15 protein-coding genes are annotated in these 16928 nt (G+C 62.5%); 9 read left to right on the forward strand and 6 right to left on the reverse strand.

Annotated features, from left to right (window positions below):
- Window positions 1–8: 8 nt before the first annotated feature.
- The 4 genes from C8D77_RS12830 to C8D77_RS12845 form a co-directional block, all read right to left on the reverse strand.
- The gene (locus tag C8D77_RS12830) at window positions 9–533 is read right to left on the reverse strand and encodes a DUF4142 domain-containing protein (RefSeq protein ID WP_109662990.1); all 525 of its coding nucleotides are present in this window, start codon (window positions 531–533) and stop codon (window positions 9–11) included.
- A gap of 116 nt (window positions 534–649) precedes the next feature.
- Window positions 650–1324, reverse strand: a complete 675-nt coding sequence (locus tag C8D77_RS12835; protein WP_109662992.1) for an RNA polymerase sigma factor — start codon at window positions 1322–1324, stop codon at window positions 650–652.
- A 105-nt stretch (window positions 1325–1429) separates the two neighbouring features.
- Window positions 1430–2518: an HPP family protein gene (locus tag C8D77_RS12840; RefSeq protein ID WP_109662994.1), complete on the reverse strand. Its 1089-nt coding sequence runs from the start codon at window positions 2516–2518 to the stop codon at window positions 1430–1432.
- Between the two features lie 253 nt (window positions 2519–2771).
- Complete coding sequence (locus tag C8D77_RS12845; protein ID WP_109662996.1) at window positions 2772–3956, reverse strand: cystathionine beta-lyase; 1185 nt, start codon at window positions 3954–3956, stop codon at window positions 2772–2774.
- 344 nt (window positions 3957–4300) lie between these two features.
- On the opposite strand from C8D77_RS12845, the gene C8D77_RS12850 reads away from it, so the two are divergent.
- The 7 genes from C8D77_RS12850 (at window position 4301) to C8D77_RS12880 (ending at window position 11288) form a co-directional block, all read left to right on the forward strand.
- Window positions 4301–4936, forward strand: a complete 636-nt coding sequence (locus tag C8D77_RS12850; RefSeq protein WP_109662998.1) for a DUF1326 domain-containing protein — start codon at window positions 4301–4303, stop codon at window positions 4934–4936.
- A 9-nt stretch (window positions 4937–4945) separates the two neighbouring features.
- Entirely contained in the window at window positions 4946–5806 is an 861-nt protein-coding gene (locus C8D77_RS12855) for a DUF2182 domain-containing protein (RefSeq protein ID WP_109663000.1), read from the forward strand.
- A 428-nt stretch (window positions 5807–6234) separates the two neighbouring features.
- Window positions 6235–7263 carry an amino acid ABC transporter substrate-binding protein gene (locus C8D77_RS12860; RefSeq protein ID WP_109663002.1) on the forward strand — a complete coding sequence of 343 codons (1029 nt, stop codon included), beginning with the start codon at window positions 6235–6237 and terminating at the stop codon, window positions 7261–7263.
- A 63-nt stretch (window positions 7264–7326) separates the two neighbouring features.
- Window positions 7327–8514 (forward strand): amino acid ABC transporter permease, encoded by a 1188-nt coding sequence (locus C8D77_RS12865; protein WP_109663004.1) that lies wholly within the window; start codon window positions 7327–7329, stop codon window positions 8512–8514.
- 4 nt (window positions 8515–8518) lie between these two features.
- A complete protein-coding gene (locus C8D77_RS12870) occupies window positions 8519–9676 on the forward strand; it encodes an amino acid ABC transporter permease (protein ID WP_109663006.1) in 1158 nt (385 codons plus the stop codon).
- A gap of 78 nt (window positions 9677–9754) precedes the next feature.
- On the forward strand, window positions 9755–10504 hold the full coding sequence (locus C8D77_RS12875) for an amino acid ABC transporter ATP-binding protein (protein ID WP_031260969.1): 750 nt from the start codon (window positions 9755–9757) through the stop codon (window positions 10502–10504).
- A gap of 115 nt (window positions 10505–10619) precedes the next feature.
- Window positions 10620–11288 (forward strand): TIGR02117 family protein, encoded by a 669-nt coding sequence (locus C8D77_RS12880; RefSeq protein WP_109663008.1) that lies wholly within the window; start codon window positions 10620–10622, stop codon window positions 11286–11288.
- Window positions 11289–11518: 230 nt separating this feature from the next.
- On the opposite strand, the gene C8D77_RS12890 is transcribed toward C8D77_RS12880, so the two are convergent.
- Together C8D77_RS12890 and C8D77_RS12895 are read right to left on the reverse strand one after the other, a co-directional pair.
- Entirely contained in the window at window positions 11519–12763 is a 1245-nt protein-coding gene (locus C8D77_RS12890) for an FAD-dependent monooxygenase (RefSeq protein ID WP_109663010.1), read from the reverse strand.
- Window positions 12764–12781: 18 nt separating this feature from the next.
- Window positions 12782–13027 carry a zinc-finger domain-containing protein gene (locus C8D77_RS12895; RefSeq protein WP_109663012.1) on the reverse strand — a complete coding sequence of 82 codons (246 nt, stop codon included), beginning with the start codon at window positions 13025–13027 and terminating at the stop codon, window positions 12782–12784.
- 143 nt (window positions 13028–13170) lie between these two features.
- On the opposite strand from C8D77_RS12895, the gene C8D77_RS12900 reads away from it, so the two are divergent.
- Window positions 13171–15372: an RNA degradosome polyphosphate kinase gene (locus C8D77_RS12900; RefSeq protein ID WP_109663014.1), complete on the forward strand. Its 2202-nt coding sequence runs from the start codon at window positions 13171–13173 to the stop codon at window positions 15370–15372.
- Window positions 15372–16907, forward strand: coding sequence for an exopolyphosphatase (gene ppx, locus C8D77_RS12905; RefSeq protein ID WP_109663016.1), 1536 nt, complete (start codon window positions 15372–15374; stop codon window positions 16905–16907). Before C8D77_RS12900 ends, ppx begins: the two co-directional genes overlap by 1 nt.
- The last annotated feature ends 21 nt before the right edge of the window (window positions 16908–16928 follow it).

A 16928-nucleotide genomic window follows, 5' to 3' on the forward strand; every position in this document is an offset into this window, starting at 1 on the left:
CCCGGTCCTTACTTCAGCATGCCGGCGACATGTTCGGCGTGCTGCTCATGGCCCTGGAAAATCTTCAGGCCGGTTTCCAGCAGGCTCTTCAGCTCGGCATTCTGCGCCGACGGGATCAAAAGGGTTTCGAGCGCGCCGTTGACCTGCTTGTGATAGGCGACCTCGTTGTCGACATAGGCCTTGTCGAAGGCTGCACCGTCGAGCTTGGCGAGCTTGGCCCTCTCCTCGGCGGCCGCCTTGCTCAACGCCTGGCTGGTGGCGTTGTCTTCCGGCGTGACCTTGAGTTTCTTCACCAGGTCGAGCGCCTGCACATTCACGGCTTCATGATCGCGAACCATGTCTTTGGCGAAATCCACGACTTCCTTGGTCTTCGATTTCTCGATCGCCAGCTTGGCCGCTTCAACATCGATGACTCCGGCCGTGTAGGCAATGTGGGCGATCTGCGGATCGGTCGGCTTGTCGGCGGCTTGTGCGAACGGGGCAGTGCCGAGCAGCAGCAGGGCGGCAAGGGCAGCAGTGTGTCGGATAGACATGGCATCTCCTTCGTCCGGACGCTGAAATCGCCCCGGACAGTGTTTCTCGGTTGACGGTCATTGGATGCTGGTCAGCGGCAAACGTTCCCGCCAAAATCAACTGAATCCGGTGAGGGTCAGCTTTCCAGCCCGAGCCGCCGCAAGACGGTGCTGGTCAGCCTTTCGCAACGTCGGCCGGCGAAGGGGAAGGCATCGAGCAGCACCGGTCCGATCTGGTCGTTCAGTGCCTTGCGCACCAAAACGCGGGCACGGTGCAGCCTTGTCTTGACGGTTTGTGGCCGCACGCCGAGAAGATCGGCGGTCTCTTCGATGCTCAGCCCCTCGATCACCCGCGCCACGAACACCGTCCGGTAGACATCGGGAAGGCTGTCGGTGGCCCGTTCGACCAGTTGGAGGATCTGCCGTTGCGCCATCGTCCGCTCCGGATCGTCGCTGGGGTTGAGAGGGAACTGGATGATCTCGGCTTGCGGATTTTCCGGCAGTGCCACCGTTCTGCGCCTTTTGCGCAGGCGGCCGAGCGCCTCGTTGATGACGATGCGCGACAGCCATGTGGCGAGCGAGGAGTCGCCGCGAAACGCATCGAGATGGGCGAAGGCCCTGACATAAGCCTCCTGGACGATGTCCTCGGCCTCGCTGTCATTGCGCACGACGCCGCGCGCGATCCGGTAGAGCCGCTGATTGTGTGTCTTGATGATGGTGCGGAAGGCATCGCCGTCGCGCGCCAGCGCCCGCCGCACGAGATGCATGTCGCCTGACTCAGCAGAAGGCACGGCCGTCAAGACAGCAGGCATGGCCAGTTTCCTCAACCCAATCTCCGAACCGGAACCCCGACTGAGAGATTGGACGCCGTTGCCGGCAAAAGGTTCCCGAAGATTTTTCGCCGGGTCCGGCGGCAGCTACCCTACCGCGCCCGGTGAGGGTCTGTCAGCAGCCTGCAGGCGCGCGGTGGCCGCCAGGAGATCGGTCTGGGTAATCAGCCCGAGAATCCGCTTGTCGTCGTCGACGATGATCACCGCATGGCTGCGGCCGTCGGTGAGCACGGGCAGCAGACCCATGGCGGTGAAACCGGCGGCGGCTGTCGCTGCGGGCGTTATCACGGATCCAACCGTGCCGGAGGCCAGGGTCAGTTCCCGCAATCCCACGGTGCCTGCCAGCCTTGCCTCGGCGTTGACGACCGGCAAGGTGCGGATGTTGTGGTCAAGCAGCAATTGGCGCGCCGCGTCGGCCGAGGTGTGCGCGTCGACCGAGATCACATCACGCGACATGATGTCCTCGCACAGAAGGGTCTTGTGCGAGCGCACCATCGCCTGCAATTCGACTTGCCGCAGCAGTCGGTCGAGATCGTTGCGATCGATATCGAACGTCTCGTCGAGTGCGCCAAGTGCTGCATCGATGTCTTCGGACCGAAAGCCGACGCGCGACTGTGCCGGCGGATCGACGGTGCCGTGGCTGTTCGCCGGTGCTGCGACCGGCACATGCGGATAATTGCGCCGGGCCAGTCTGTGGAAGCCATAGCCGAGCGCCACCAGCAGGATCGAGTTCAGCGCCACCGGCACGAATGGAAACAGGAAGCCGGCGCTGATGACGGCAGGCCCTCCCAGCACCGCGGTCAGGGCGGCCGCCCCGCCCGGCGGGTGCAGGCAGCGCGTGAACGACATGGCGGCGATGGCCAGCGCCACCGCGATGCCGGTGGCAAGGGCGGTTTCGTGGATGAAATGCGCCACGATCACGCCGACCAGTGCCGACATCGTGTTGCCACCGATGATCGACCATGGCTGCGCCAGCGGACTGGCCGGCACCGCGAACAGCAGCACCGCCGATGCTCCCATCGGCGCCACCAGCAGCGGCACGTGCGGGCCGTTGCCGAGCACCAGACCGCCGATCACGCCGGTCAATGCAATGCCGATCGTCGCGCCGATGCAGGCGATGATGCGCTCGCGCAGCGTCGCGCCGGCAAGAATAGGAACAAAAAGGCGGAAAGCCATGACGTCGAAAACTCTGCCGGTATTCCAGGGGGAAATCGAAACCGTGATGATCGCACCGCAATGGCGCGACCTCGTGGAATTTGAAAGCCAAATTGATCCGCCAAGCCACGATTTCTGAGAATAGAATTCCGCTATGTTACGGCTGCATCCATCACGGCGGCATCCGGGGTTGCGTATCGCGGGCGCGTATTTCACCAGTCTTTCGAGGTGCTTGCGATGGTCTGCTGAATCAGTTTGGCGAGTGCCTAATCGTTCAGGCAGCCGCCGCGGCGGTCAGGCCGCGCAGAATGTCGGCTTTCAGGTCGTCGACATCCTCGAGGCCGATCTGCAGGCGGATCAACGGGCCCTCATAGGGCGCTTTTGCAACAACGCGGTCGCCGAGCCAGACCGGCACGGCAAGGCTCTCATAGCCGCCCCAGGAGTAGCCGAGACCGAAGATCCGCAGCGCGTCCAGGAAGGCGTGCTGCTGCTTCTGGCCGCCGCCGGCAAGCACGATGGAAAAGATGCCGCTCGAGCCGGAGAAGTCGCGCTTCCACAGATCGTGGTCCGGATGGCTGGGAAGGGCAGGGTGGAGCACGCGCGCCACGCCCTTCTGGCCCTCGAGCCAGGAGGCGATGGCAAGCGTGCTGCGCTGATGGTGCTCCAGGCGCACGCCCATGGTGCGCAGGCCGCGCAGCACCTGGTAGACGTCGTCTGGCCCGGCGCAACAGCCAAGCGTGCAGAAGCTTTCGTAAAGATGCTTCCAGCAGCTGTCATTGGCCGACACCGTGCCAAGCAGCACGTCGGAATGGCCGGCCGGGTACTTCGTCGCCGCATGGATGGAGATGTCGACACCATGGTCGAGCGGACGGAAATAAAGCGGCGTCGCCCAGGTATTGTCCATCATGACGATGGCGCCTGCGGCGTGCGCCACCTTGACGATAGCCGGGATGTCCTGCACCTCGAACGTGTTGGAGGCTGGCGATTCCGTGAACACCACCTTGGTGTTGGGCTTGATCAACGCGGCGATGCCGGCGCCGACATCGGGGGCGTAGTACTCGACCTCGACGCCCAGCCGCTTCAGCATCGTGTCGGCGAAGTTGCGGGTCGGATGATAGACGGTATCGACGATCAGCAGATGGTCGCCCGCCGACACGAAGGCGAGCAGCGGCACGGTCACCGCTGCAAGACCCGACGGCACCAGGATCGTGCCGGCCGAGCCTTCCAGCGCGTCTATGGCGTGGGCAAGCGCATCGGTCGTAGGTGTGCCGCGCGTGCCGTAGGTGTATTTTTGGCTGCGTGCCGCCATCGAAGCCGCGTCACGAAAAAGCACGGTCGAGGCATGCACCACCGGCGGATTGACGAAGCCGAAATAGTCATGCGGATTGTTGCCCGAATGGGCAAGCCGCGTGTTGATGCCGATCCCGCCGCTAAAGTGCTCGCTGCCGTCTTTCGCCATTCTGCATCGCCTTGTTTGACAAGCCGCTAGCCATAGTGCGGCGTCATGGACCGTGCAACAGCCACCGTCCGCCAGGAGATGGACTTCGAATATGCCAATTCGTCGCGGCAAAAGCCGGCGATGCGGGGTGCGGCATGACCCCCGCGGCGCATTGTCGGCGCTGCGCCAGTCTCCGCCGATCGGCCTATTGTGGGCGGCGGTGAAAGGTATATGGTATATTGCTAATATTAATCGCCGGATTGCTTCGATCAGATGCTGCCGGATGGTTGTTGCCGGTTCACCTTCTGGTCCTCTACGATCCGGATCGCGCTCACAGAGCGTGAGCGCGGCAAGGGAGGAATGCCATGCCGGACGTCAAATGGACAATGAAGGCGCGCGAATTCATCAACTGCAACTGCGCCTATGGCTGCCCGTGCCAGTTCAACGCCATGCCGACATACGGATTCTGCCAGGCGGTCGCTGGCATGGAAATCGAGAGCGGCCATCATGGCGACACCAAGCTCGACGGACTGCGGTTCGTCGGGATTTTCAGCTGGCCCGGCGCCATACACCAGGGCAGGGGCGAAGCCGCGGTGGTTATCGACGAGCGGGCGACCGAAGCCCAGCGTGCAGCGCTGCTCCGCATATTGGGCGGTCTCGACACCGAACCAGGCGCAACGATATTCCAGGTCTTTTCGACCACGCTGGAGAAATTCCACGACCCGATCTTTGCCCCGATCGAATTCAAGGTCGACGTCGACGCGCGAACCGGGCGGCTGCACGTCAAGGGCGTAACCGACGGCCATGGCGAGCCGATCAAGAATCCGGTCACCGGCGCCGAGCATCAGGCGCGCATCGACCTGCCGCACGGCTTTGAATACGTGATCGCCGAGGTCGGGCGTGGCTGGACCAAGGCGACGGGCCCGATCAAGTTCGAGCTGGCCGATACGCACAGCCATTTCGCCAATCTGCATCTCACGCAGAGCGGCATCGTGCATTGACCTGATCCAATGGGCGACACGGCCCTCGAGGCGGTGCTGCGGCGCGATCGCGCTGTCGTGACGGCCGCGCTCGTCGTGATTGCCTTGCTCGCCTGGGTCTATGTGCTGTGGCTCACCGCCGACATGGTCATGCCCGGTTCCCCCGTACCGGGCAGCACAGGCGGCGACATGGCTGGAATGGACATGTCGACCATGGACACGGGCGGCATGGACATGGGCGCCACCGTGGCGCCCGGGTTCCGGACCTGGTCATCGGCCGATTTCGCTTTCATCTTCACAATGTGGGCGGTGATGATGGTCGGCATGATGACGCCTTCGGTCGCACCGATGTTGCTGCTCTATGCCGGTGTCGGCCGCAAGGCGCACGCGGATGGCCGGCCCATCGCTTCGACGGGATGGTTTTTTGCCGGCTATCTTGCCGTCTGGGTCGTCTTCAGCGTCCTGGCAACCGGTGCGCAATGGCTGCTCGCCCGTCTCGCCTTGCTCGATCCCTCGATGGCGACCGACAGCGCGATCCTCGGTGGCCTCGTCCTGATCGCCGCTGGTCTCTATCAATGGACGCCGATGAAGGGCGTCTGCCTGCGCCAATGTCAGGCGCCGATCGCGTTCCTCGCCAGCCATGGCGGGTTCCGTTCCTCTCCGCTCGGCGCGCTTCGGCTCGGCATCGATCACGGCGCCTATTGTCTGGGTTGCTGCTGGGCCCTGATGGCTCTGCTGTTCGTCGGGGGCGTCATGAACGTGCTGTGGATCGCCGGCATCGCCATCCTTGTTCTCCTGGAGAAGACGGTCCCGACCGGGCAGTTGATCCCGCGCGTCTCGGGCGCGTTGATGGCTGCGATCGGCGCCTGGTTCGTCTTTCGAGCCCTTTGAGAACAGCCCTTGTCTCCGGCCAGTATTGGCCCGCAACTGACAGATGACAGTCTTTGGATATGGCAATTCATTGCGCATTGAGGTCAATAACGCCGAGATGTTGCCTGGGAAGGATTTCGCTACCGCGGTCCGCATTGGCCTCGCATTGGCATTGAATGAGCTTTGCCGCCTTTATTTGCGCTACTGACCAAATCGCGGGCGCGTTTGTCTGTAAATCAGGCATTTGCGGCAATCGGTTTTCAAACTCTTTCGGTTTCGGTCATTTCCCTTGACCTCACAGGAATTATCGCCTTCGATGACATTTGTGAATGGGAGGCGGCGCGTCGGTTACGATGCGGGGTTCCGGGAATGGGCCGGAATGGGAACTGCGTTCACACGGGAAAAAAATCAGGGTTTGCCCTGAAAAACAGAAGAAGGGTCTGTGGGTCATGAAACATATTGCTATCGGCATTCTTGGCGCCGCCACGCTTGGGTTGGTGGCGTCGGCCGCGTCGGCAACCACGCTCGACACCGTCAAGGCGAAGGGCTTCATCCAGTGTGGCGTCTCGACCGGCCTCGCCGGTTTCTCGGCGCCAGACGACAAGGGTGACTGGCAAGGCATCGACGCGGATTTCTGCCGCGCTGTCGCGGCCGCCGTCTTTGGTGACGGCACCAAGGTCAAGTTCACGCCGCTCAGCGCCAAGGAGCGGTTCACCGCGCTGCAGTCCGGCGAGATCGACATCCTGTCGCGCAACACCACCTGGACGATCAACCGCGACACGGCACTTGGCCTGAATTTCATCGGCGTCACCTACTATGACGGCCAGGGTTTCATGATCAATGCCAAGAAGCTGCCGGGCGTCAATTCCGCGTTGCAGCTTTCCGGCGCCGCCGTCTGCGTGCAGAGCGGCACGACCACCGAGCTCAACCTCGCCGACTACTTCAAGGCCAACAAGATGGAGTACAATCCGGTCGTCTTCGAAAAGCTGGAAGAGGTCAACGCTGCCTATGACGCCGGCCGCTGCGACGTCTACACCACCGATCAGTCGGGCCTCTATGGCATTCGCCTGACGCTGGGATCGCCGGCCGATCACGTCGTGCTGCCCGAGATCATCTCGAAGGAGCCCCTCGGGCCGGCCGTTCGCCAGGGCGACGACCAGTGGTACCACATCGTCAAGTGGACCTATTTCGCGCTGTTGCAGGCTGAAGAGCTCGGCATCACCAAGGCCAATGTCGATGAAATGAAGAATTCGGCCAGCCCTGAGATCAAGCGCGTGCTCGGCCAGGAAGCCGATACCAAGATCGGCACCGATCTCGGCGTCTCCAATGACTGGGTCGTCAACATCGTCAAGGCCGTCGGCAATTATGGCGAAATGTTCGAACGCAATGTCGGTTCGGGCAGCCCGCTGAAGATCGCGCGCGGCATCAACGCGCTGTGGACCAAGGGCGGCCTGCAATACGCTCCGCCGATCCGCTGATCGAAATGTGATCCGGGAGGCAGGTCGTCTGCCTTCCGGTTTCTCTTTCCAGGGGACGGTCGAATGGCATCGCAGGAAGTTCTTCGCGAGGAGCCCAGCCGCGGTTCCTTTATCAACGATCCGAAAGTCCGGGGCATATTCTTCCAGGCGCTGGTCGTCGTTCTGCTGGTGGCGGGCGTCTGGTGGATTGCCCACAACGTCATTGCCAACCTGACGCGCCTTCACATCGCTTCGGGCTTCGGCTTCCTCAAGGGCCGCGCCGGCTTCGACATCAGCGAGAGCGCTATCGCTTATTCATCGGATTCGACCTATGGCCGCGCCATCCTAGTCGGCTTCCTAAATACTGTCATCGTCGCCATCGTCGGCATCATCACCGCGACAATCATCGGCTTCATTGTCGGCATCGGCCGGCTTTCGCAGAACTGGCTGATCAGGAAGATCTGCACGGTCTATGTCGAGGTGTTCCGCAACATCCCGCCGCTGCTGGTCATCTTCTTCTGGTATTCCGGCGTGCTGGCCGTGCTGCCGGCACCACGCGACAGCATCAATCTGCCGTTCGGCTCCTTCCTCAACCAGCGCGGCTTCTATTTTCCACGCGCCGTGTGGGGCGACGGCTCCTGGCTGATCTTCGTCGCTCTGCTTGTCGGCATCGGCATGGCGTGGTTCGTCGCGCGCAAGGCGCGGCAACGGCAGATGGCGACCGGCCAGCAATTTCCGGTGTTGTGGACAGCCCTGGCGCTGATCGTCGGGCTGCCGCTGCTCGCCTATGCGCTGAGCGGCTTTCCGCTGACTTTCGACTACCCGAAGCAATCGACTTTCAACCTGACCGGCGGCTTCCAGGTCAGGCCGGAGTTCCTGTCGCTGTATCTGGCGCTGTCCTGCTATACCGCCGCCTTCATTGCCGAGATCGTACGCGCTGGCATCAGGGGCGTCAGCAAGGGCCAGACGGAAGCTGCCGGCGCGTTGGGGTTGCGGCCCGGATCGATCCTGCGGCTGGTCGTCGTGCCGCAGGCCATGCGCATCGTCATTCCGCCGCTGACCAGCCAGTATCTCAACCTGACCAAGAACTCGTCGCTCGCCATCGCCATCGGCTATCCGGACCTGACAGCGACCGCCGGTACGGTGCTGAACCAGACCGGCCAGGCTGTCGAGGGCGTGGTGATCATGATGGTGATCTATCTGGCCATCAGCCTCCTGACCTCGCTTGTGATGAACTGGTTCAACGCCAAGATGGCGCTGGTGGAGAGGTAAGGACATGCAAGAACATGATATGTCCTGGGTGCGCACCGAAATGGTGCTGGCGCAGCCGGCGCCAGCCGGCGTTACGGGTTTCAGTGCGTGGGTGCGCAAGAACCTGATCGCTTCTGCCGGCGACACCATTCTGACCATCGCCGGCATCGCGCTGGTGGCGCTGATCCTGCCGCAAATCATCAACTGGGCGTTCATCAACGCTGTGTGGACGGGACCGGACCGGACCGTATGCGCCACCGTGGCGCAAGGCGGCGTCCAGCCGGATGGCTGGACCGGCGCCTGCTGGGCTTTCGTCAATGCCAAGTTCGGCCAGTTCATGGTCGGGCGCTATCCGATCGAGGAGCGCTGGCGGCCGATCCTGGTCGCCATCTTCTTCGTGGCGCTGCTGGTGCCGATGCTCATCCCGAAAGTGCCGCGCAAAGGGCTGAATGCCATTCTGCTGTTCTTTGTGCTGCCGATCGTCGCCTTCATCCTGCTGGTCGGCGGCATGTTTGGCCTGCCACATGTCGAGACCTCGCTGTGGGGCGGGCTGCTGGTAACGCTCAGCCTGTCCTTCGTCGGTATTGCCGTGTCGCTGCCGCTGGGCATCGTGCTGGCGCTCGGCCGTCGTTCCAAGATGCCGATCATCAAGACGCTATGCGTCGTCTTCATCGAGACGGTGCGCGGCATCCCGCTGATCACCGTGTTGTTCTTTGCCAGCGTCATGCTGCCGCTGTTCCTGCCGGAGGGCGTCAGCTTCGACAAGTTCCTGCGCGCGCTGATCGGCGTGTCGCTGTTTGCCGCCGCCTATATGGCTGAAGTGGTGCGCGGCGGCCTGCAGGCGATCCCCAAGGGGCAGTATGAAGGTGCCGATTCGCTCGGTCTCGGCTACTGGCAGAAGATGTATTTCATCGTCATGCCGCAGGCACTGAAATTGGTCATCCCGGGCATCGTCAACACCTTCATAGGCATGTTCAAGGACACCAGCCTGGTCATCATCATCTCGATGTTCGACCTGCTCGGCATCGTGAAGCAGAACTTCTCCGACCCAAACTGGGCAACGGCGCAGACCGCCAGGTCCGGTCTTATCTTCGCGGCCTTCGTCTTCTGGCTGTTCTGCTTCGGCATGTCGCGCTATTCAATGTTCACCGAACGCCGGCTCGACACCGGCCACAAACGCTAAACAAAAGAACAAGGGGATCCCGTCATGGCCACCGAAAATGCCGTCAGCGCGGAAGAGATCAAGGTCAACGCCGCCAAGATGCAGATTTCCACCACCGATGTCGCCATCGACATCATCGCCATGCACAAATGGTATGGTGAATTCCACGTGCTCAAGGACATCAATCTGAAAGTGATGCGCGGCGAGCGCATCGTCATCTGTGGCCCTTCGGGCTCCGGCAAATCGACGATGATCCGCTGCATCAACCGCCTGGAAGAGCACCAGAAGGGCAAGATCATCGTCGACGGCAAGGAACTGACCAACGATCTCAAGAAGATCGACGAGGTGCGCCGCGAGGTCGGCATGGTGTTCCAGCACTTCAACCTGTTCCCGCATCTGACCATCCTGGAGAACTGCACGCTGGCGCCGATCTGGGTGCGCAAGACGCCAAAGAAGCAGGCCGAGGAAATCGCCATGCATTTCCTCAAGCGCGTCAAGATCCCGGAACAGGCGCACAAATATCCCGGCCAGTTGTCCGGCGGCCAGCAGCAGCGCGTGGCGATCGCCCGCTCGCTGTGCATGAACCCGCGCATCATGCTGTTCGACGAGCCGACCTCGGCGCTCGATCCGGAAATGATCAAGGAAGTGCTGGAGACGATGGTCGGTCTGGCCGAAGAAGGCATGACCATGCTGTGCGTCACCCACGAGATGGGCTTTGCCCGCAAGGTCGCCAACCGCGTCATCTTCATGGATCAGGGCCAGATCGTTGAACAGAACACGCCGGCCGAGTTCTTCGACCACCCGCGCCACGAGCGCACGAAGCTGTTCCTGTCGCAGATCCTGCACTAGGCCTTCGACGGCCACGGGGAGCCCGGCTGAAACACTGCCGGGCTCTTTTGCGTATGGATGAGCAGGAGGCGGGCGATTTGTGTCGCGCCAGAGCGCGTCTGCAGGGCCGCCATTCATGAAAAGACTGGGACGTTTTCTTGGCCTTGTTTTGATTGGGGCTATGCTCGCCGTCGTGCTGGGTACTTTCGTACCGCGACCGCTCTGGCAAGCAATCGCCGACAGGCCCGCCACGGCGCACCACATCCTGGTGCTGAAGAACGCCATCCACACGGACATCGCCATTCCGGTCGATGGTAGCGTGCGCCAGCGCTTCCACTTCCTGGTCGACGCCGGCATACCGGCCGACAGTCCGGGGGTCCGCTACATCGTCTTTGGCTGGGGCGGCCGCGCTTTCTACCTGGAGACGCCGACATGGTCTGAGTTGAAGGCGGTGCCGGTGATGAAGGCGCTGACCATCGATGCTTCGGTCATGCATGTCGATGTCGCCGGTGACATCGTCGAATCGCGCCCGGACCTCGCGGGGTTCGACATCGGTGAGGATCGGTTCGTGGCGCTGCTCGATTTCATCGATGCGAGTTTCCAGCGGGGGCCGAAGGGTCCGATCCTTGTTCCGGATGCGGCCTATTCCAGGTTCGACGGCTTCTACGAAGCCAATGGCCATTTCAACGCGCTGGTCGGCTGCAACACCTGGACGGCAGCAGCCTTGCGCACCGCCGGCCTGCGCACCGGCTGGTGGAACCCGCTGCCTGTATCGCTTGGCCTGTCGATGCGGCTGTATAATTAGCTGTCTCGTCTTGTCGCGTTTCGCCAATGCGAGACGCCTCATTCCTTCGCGCCCCCCTCTGTCCTGCCGGACATCTCCCCCATGAGGGGGGAGATGGCGGTTTCGGCGCCTCGCGCTTTCCTGCAACGTTAGAGATTGGCGAAATCGGCGGTGCCAGCCGATCTCCCCCCTCGTGGGGGAGATGTCCGGCAGGACAGAGAGGGGCGCTGTCCCGCCAGCCTGTCAGGCTTTCAACGCCTGACAGCAGCCTCCGCTGCCCGCCAGCCATAGAGCCAATCCAAATCCGCCGCGAGTTTGTCCGACGCGCGCATTCTCAGGAACAGATTGCGCGCGATAGCCACTGGGCCCGTGGCATGCCAGGCCAGTCGGTTGACGGCGCCGCGACGAGCGACCCTGGCGACGCGCGGCCGCCGCAGGTTCTCCCAGATTTGCAGACTTTGTGCCGGATCGGCGGGGAAGTCGGCGATGATATCGGCAAGCGTCGCCGCGTCCTCGATCGCCATCGCCGCACCTTGCGCCGCGAACGGCGTCATCGCATGCGCGGCGTCGCCAATCAGCGCAATGCCGTCCGGCATTGTCCAAGGCTGGTTCTGTTCGACAGTGTGGAGCGGCCAAGTCAGCCACGCACCAACCATTTCCACCAGTTCTGCAAGACCAGGCGCGGTGCCGCGCATTGCGCTGGCGAGGATGCCGGGATCGGCATGGCCGGACCAGCCCTCGGCAATGCGCTCGCCTCTGGTGAAGGCGACGAGGTTGAAGGCGTCGCCCTTGCTGACGGGGTAGGCCACCATATGGAAGCCCGGGTGCAGGAAGGTGGTGACGCAGTCCGGAGCGCCGATCGCCGCGAAAGCCTGCCCTGCGGCACTTTGCGCTGCAATGGTCGCGCGCCAGGCCAGTTCGCCGGAAAACCGGCTTCTTGGCGAGGCCGCCCTTTTGGCCGAATCGACAAGCGCGCGCACCGAGGACCAGACGCCATCGGCGCCAACCAGCAGGAAGCCCTCGGCCTCAATGGTCTTGCCGTCGATCTCGGCCGTCGCCGTGATGCCATCGGGGCCGGCGGCAACGCTGCCGATACGGGCACCGGTGGTGAGATGGATATCCGATATCTCCGCAACGCGCGCGGTCAGTGCGCTCTGCAGATCGGCTCTGTGAGCCACGAGATAGGGCGCTTGCCAGCGCGTTTCAGCGGCTTGTCCCAGTGGCACCCGCGCCAGTTCGCGCAGCGTTGCGGCATCCTTCAAGACCACCGCTTCCGGCCGCACCGCTGCCGGCAGCAGACGGTCGAGCACGCCAAGCTGGCGAAGGATGCGTGTCGCGTTGGGAGAAAGCTGGAGGCCGGCGCCGGCTGCTTCCAGGCGCTGCGCCTGTTCGAACACCCGAACCGGGTAGCCGCGTTCGGCGAATGCGAGGGCTGCGGTCAATCCGGCGACACCCGCCCCGGCGATGACAACTTGCCGGGATCGCGTGTCATTCATCGGGCTTGTCGCGAAGACTCAGGCGGCCTGGTCGATATAGATGCAGCCGGCCGGCAGCGTTTCCGTCGCCTTCAGCTTTGGCGAATAGCGGTAGAGCGTCGAGCAATAGGGGCAGACTTTTTCATTATCGCCACCCATGTCGAGAAACACATGCGGGTGGTCGAAAGGCGGATTGGCGCCCGTGCACATGAATTCCTTGACGCCGATGTCGATTGCCGGGTGGCCCGCATCGTTTTGAAAATGGGGAATGGAACCGCCTGCCATCGTCGTCTCCTTAACGCAGTCTCTTCTGCATCTGGATCATAACAGGCCTCTTTGCAAGATCGATGAAATGAAACTGTCGCAAAAGCCTGTCAGAGGATAAGTTAAGCCGGTTAACCGGCTGAGCGGTGGGAAGAGCAGGAACCATGAACGAACTGAAGCCGGTGCAGAGCGAATTCGTGAACGTCGAGGTGGCTCGTCCGGAGGGCGGCAACCCCGATCGCTTCGTCAACCGGGAGTTTTCCTGGCTGCAGTTCAACCGGCGCGTTCTCGAGGAATCGCTGAACCTCAATCATCCGCTGCTGGAGCGCGTTCGCTTCCTGTCGATCTCGGCCGCCAATCTCGACGAATTCTTCATGGTCCGTGTCGCCGGCCTCGCCGGTCAGGTGCGCGAGGGCATCACGCTGAAGAGCCCTGACGGCCGCACCCCCGAACAGCAGCTCGAACAGCTGCTGCGTGAGGTCGAGCGGCTGCAGGAAGACCAGCAGAAGAGCCTTTCGGCGCTCACCGTGCTGCTCAACAAGGAAGGCATCGAGAGCATCACCCGCGATGCGCTGACCAAGGAGGAGAAGGTCTGGCTGGAAGACCATTTCCAGGAGCAGGTGTTCCCGGTGCTGACCCCGCTGTCGATCGACCCGGCGCATCCGTTCCCGTTCATTCCAAATCTCGGCTTCTCGATGGCGCTGCAATTGCGCCACCGCAAGAATGGCGAAGAGATGAGCGCGCTGCTGCGTCTGCCGGTGGCGCTGAAGCGCTTCATCCGCCTGCCGGACCGCAAGCATCATGTCCGCTTCATACCGCTGGAAGAGGCGGTCGGCCTCTACATCGGCAAGCTTTTCCCCGGCTACGAGGTCAAGGGCTCCGGCACGTTCCGCATCATCCGTGACAGCGATATCGAAGTCGAGGAGGAGTCCGAGGATCTGGTGCGCCTGTTCGAAACGGCACTCAAGCGGCGTCGCCGCGGATCGGTGATCCGCATCGAATTCGACAGGCTGATGCCTGCCGAATTACGCGACTTCGTCGCCGGCGAACTTGGCGTGTCGTCGAGCCGCATCAGCGTCCTGACCGGACCACTGGCGCTCAGTCAGATCTCCGAAATCGTCGCCGTTCCCCGCGACGATCTGAAATTCACGCCCTACAATCCGCGCTTTCCCGAGCGCATCCGCGAGCATGGCGGCGACTGTTTTGCTGCCATCCGTGAGAAGGACATCGTCGTCCACCACCCCTACGAATCCTTCGACGTCGTGGTGCAGTTCCTGCGCCAGGCGATGGCCGACCCTGAAGTGGTGGCGATCAAGCAGACGCTTTACCGCACCTCCAATGACAGCCCGATCGTGCGCGCGCTGGTCGACGCGGCCGAGGCCGGCAAGTCGGTCACCGCGCTGGTCGAGCTCAAGGCGCGCTTCGACGAGGAAGCCAACATCCGCTGGGCGCGCGACCTGGAGCGTGCCGGCGTGCAGGTCGTGTTCGGCTTCCTCGAGCTGAAAACACATGCGAAAATGTCGCTGGTGGTGCGGCGTGAGGACGGCAAGCTGCGCAACTACGTGCATCTGGGCACCGGCAACTACCATCCGGTGACCGCGCGCATCTACACCGACCTGTCCTTCTTCACCACCGATCCGACGATTGCCCGAGACGTCGCCCAGCTCTTCAATTTCATCACCGGCTATGCCGAGCCGACCGATGAAATGCGGTTGGCGATCTCGCCGTTCACGCTGAGAAGCCGCATCCTGAAGCACATTGCCGACGAGATTGCCCATGCGGTGGAGGGTCGGCCTGCGCGCATCTGGATGAAGATGAACGCGCTCGTCGATCCGATCATCATCGACGCGCTCTATGATGCAAGCCGCGCCGGCGTCGAGATCGACCTTGTGGTGCGCGGCATTTGCTGCCTGCGGCCGCAGGTTCCGGGCCTGTCGGAAAACATCCGTGTAAAATCGATCGTCGGCCGTTTTCTCGAGCACAGCCGCATTTACTGTTTCGGCAATGGTCACGGCCTGCCGTCGGACGAGGCCATCGTCTACATCTCTTCGGCCGATCTCATGCCGCGCAATCTCGACCGCCGCGTCGAGACCATGGTGCCGATCACCAATCCAACTGTGCATGAACAGATCCTTGGCCAGATCATGCTGGGCAACATCATGGACAATCAGCAAAGTTTCGACGTATTGGCTGATGGAACCTCCCGGCGCGTGGTGCTGGAGGAGGGCGAGGAACCGTTCAACGCGCAGGAATATTTCATGACCAATCCGAGCCTGTCGGGACGGGGTGACGCGCTGAAGTCGCATGCGCCCAAGCGCATTGCGCAGTTCAAGCGCCGCAAGAAGAACGCCGCAGCGTCCGGCTGATGCTGTCTGATTCCCAGGGCCGGTTGCAGGACCGCCGACCGCTATCCATCATCGACATCGGGTCGAACTCGATCCGTCTCGTCGTCTATGAGGGACTGGCGCGCTCGCCAACCATGCTGTTCAACGAAAAGATGCTGGCTGGTCTCGGCCGTGGCATCGTTTCGACCGGCAAGCTCGATCCCGAGGCGGTGACCCGCTCGATGGAAGAGTTCCGCCGCTTTCGCGCGCTTTCCGACCAGGCCGGCGCCGAACATATGTATGTGCTGGCGACCGCCGCCGCTCGCGAGGCGATCAACGGTCCCGATTTCATCCACCGCGCCGAGGATGTGCTCAAGACCGAAATCCGTGTGATCAGCGGCCGGCAGGAAGCCTATTATTCGGCGCTCGGCGTCATTTCCGGCTTCCATCCGGCCGATGGCATCGCCGGCGATCTGGGCGGCGGCAGTCTCGAACTGGTCGACGTCAATGGCGAAGCGATCGGTGACGGCATAACGTTGCCGCTGGGTGGCCTGCGCCTGCAGGACATGGCGAAGAACTCGCTGACCCAGGCGGCGAAGATCGCGCGTGACGAACTGGCGAAGGCGAAGCTGTTGAAGGGTGGGCAAGGCAGGCCCTTCTACGCAGTGGGCGGCACCTGGCGAAATCTCGCCCGGCTGCACATGGAAATGACCAACTATCCGCTCGGCGTCATGCACCATTACGAGATATCGGCCGAAAGCGCGACGAACTTCCTCAAGCAGGTGGCCAAAGCCGAGATCGAGAAGGTCAAGGGGATCGAAGGCGTTTCCAAGAACCGCCGTTCGCTGCTGCCTTATGGCGCCATCGTGCTGCAGGAGATCATGGCGGCGATGCAGCCGTCGAAGATCATCGTTTCGGCGCTCGGCGTGCGCGAAGGCTTTCTCTATTCGCTGCTCGACGAGGCCGAGCAAAAGGCCGATCCGCTGATTTCGGCCTCGGAAGAACTCGCCCGCCTGCGCTCACGCTCCGTCACTCATGCGCATGAACTTGTCGAATGGACAGCCAGGACCTTTGCCGCCTTCGGCATCGACGAGACCGAGGACGAGGCGCGCTATCGCCATGCAGCCGCATTGCTGGCCGACATCGGTTGGCGCGCGCATCCGGAATATCGCGGCAAGCAATCGCTCAATATCATCGCGCATGCGTCTTTCTTCGGCGTCGACCATCCCGGCCGCGCCTTCCTGGCACTGGCCAACGCCTATCGTCACGACGGCATCTTCAACGAAGCCATCGCCCCCGAGATCAAGGCGCTGGCTACGCCACGCTATCTGGAGCGGGCACGGGTGCTGGCGGCGATGATGCGCGTCGTTTATCTGCTGACGGCGTCGATGCCCGGCATCATGCCCAGGCTGAAATGGGAACAGCGCGGCAACGGCGTGCTGGCGCTGGTCTTGCCGGCGTCGCTGGCCGATCTCTATGGCGAACGGCCGGCCGGGCGACTGGCGCAACTGGCAAGGATAACCAACCGCCGGCTGGTGTTGGCCGTCGAGGGCGGTCCCAGCATATCGGTCAAATAAATAGAGCGTCTCGGTGAAGTC

It is taken from the genome of Mesorhizobium loti (genome assembly GCF_003148495.1).
Lineage (GTDB): Bacteria > Pseudomonadota > Alphaproteobacteria > Rhizobiales > Rhizobiaceae > Mesorhizobium > Mesorhizobium loti.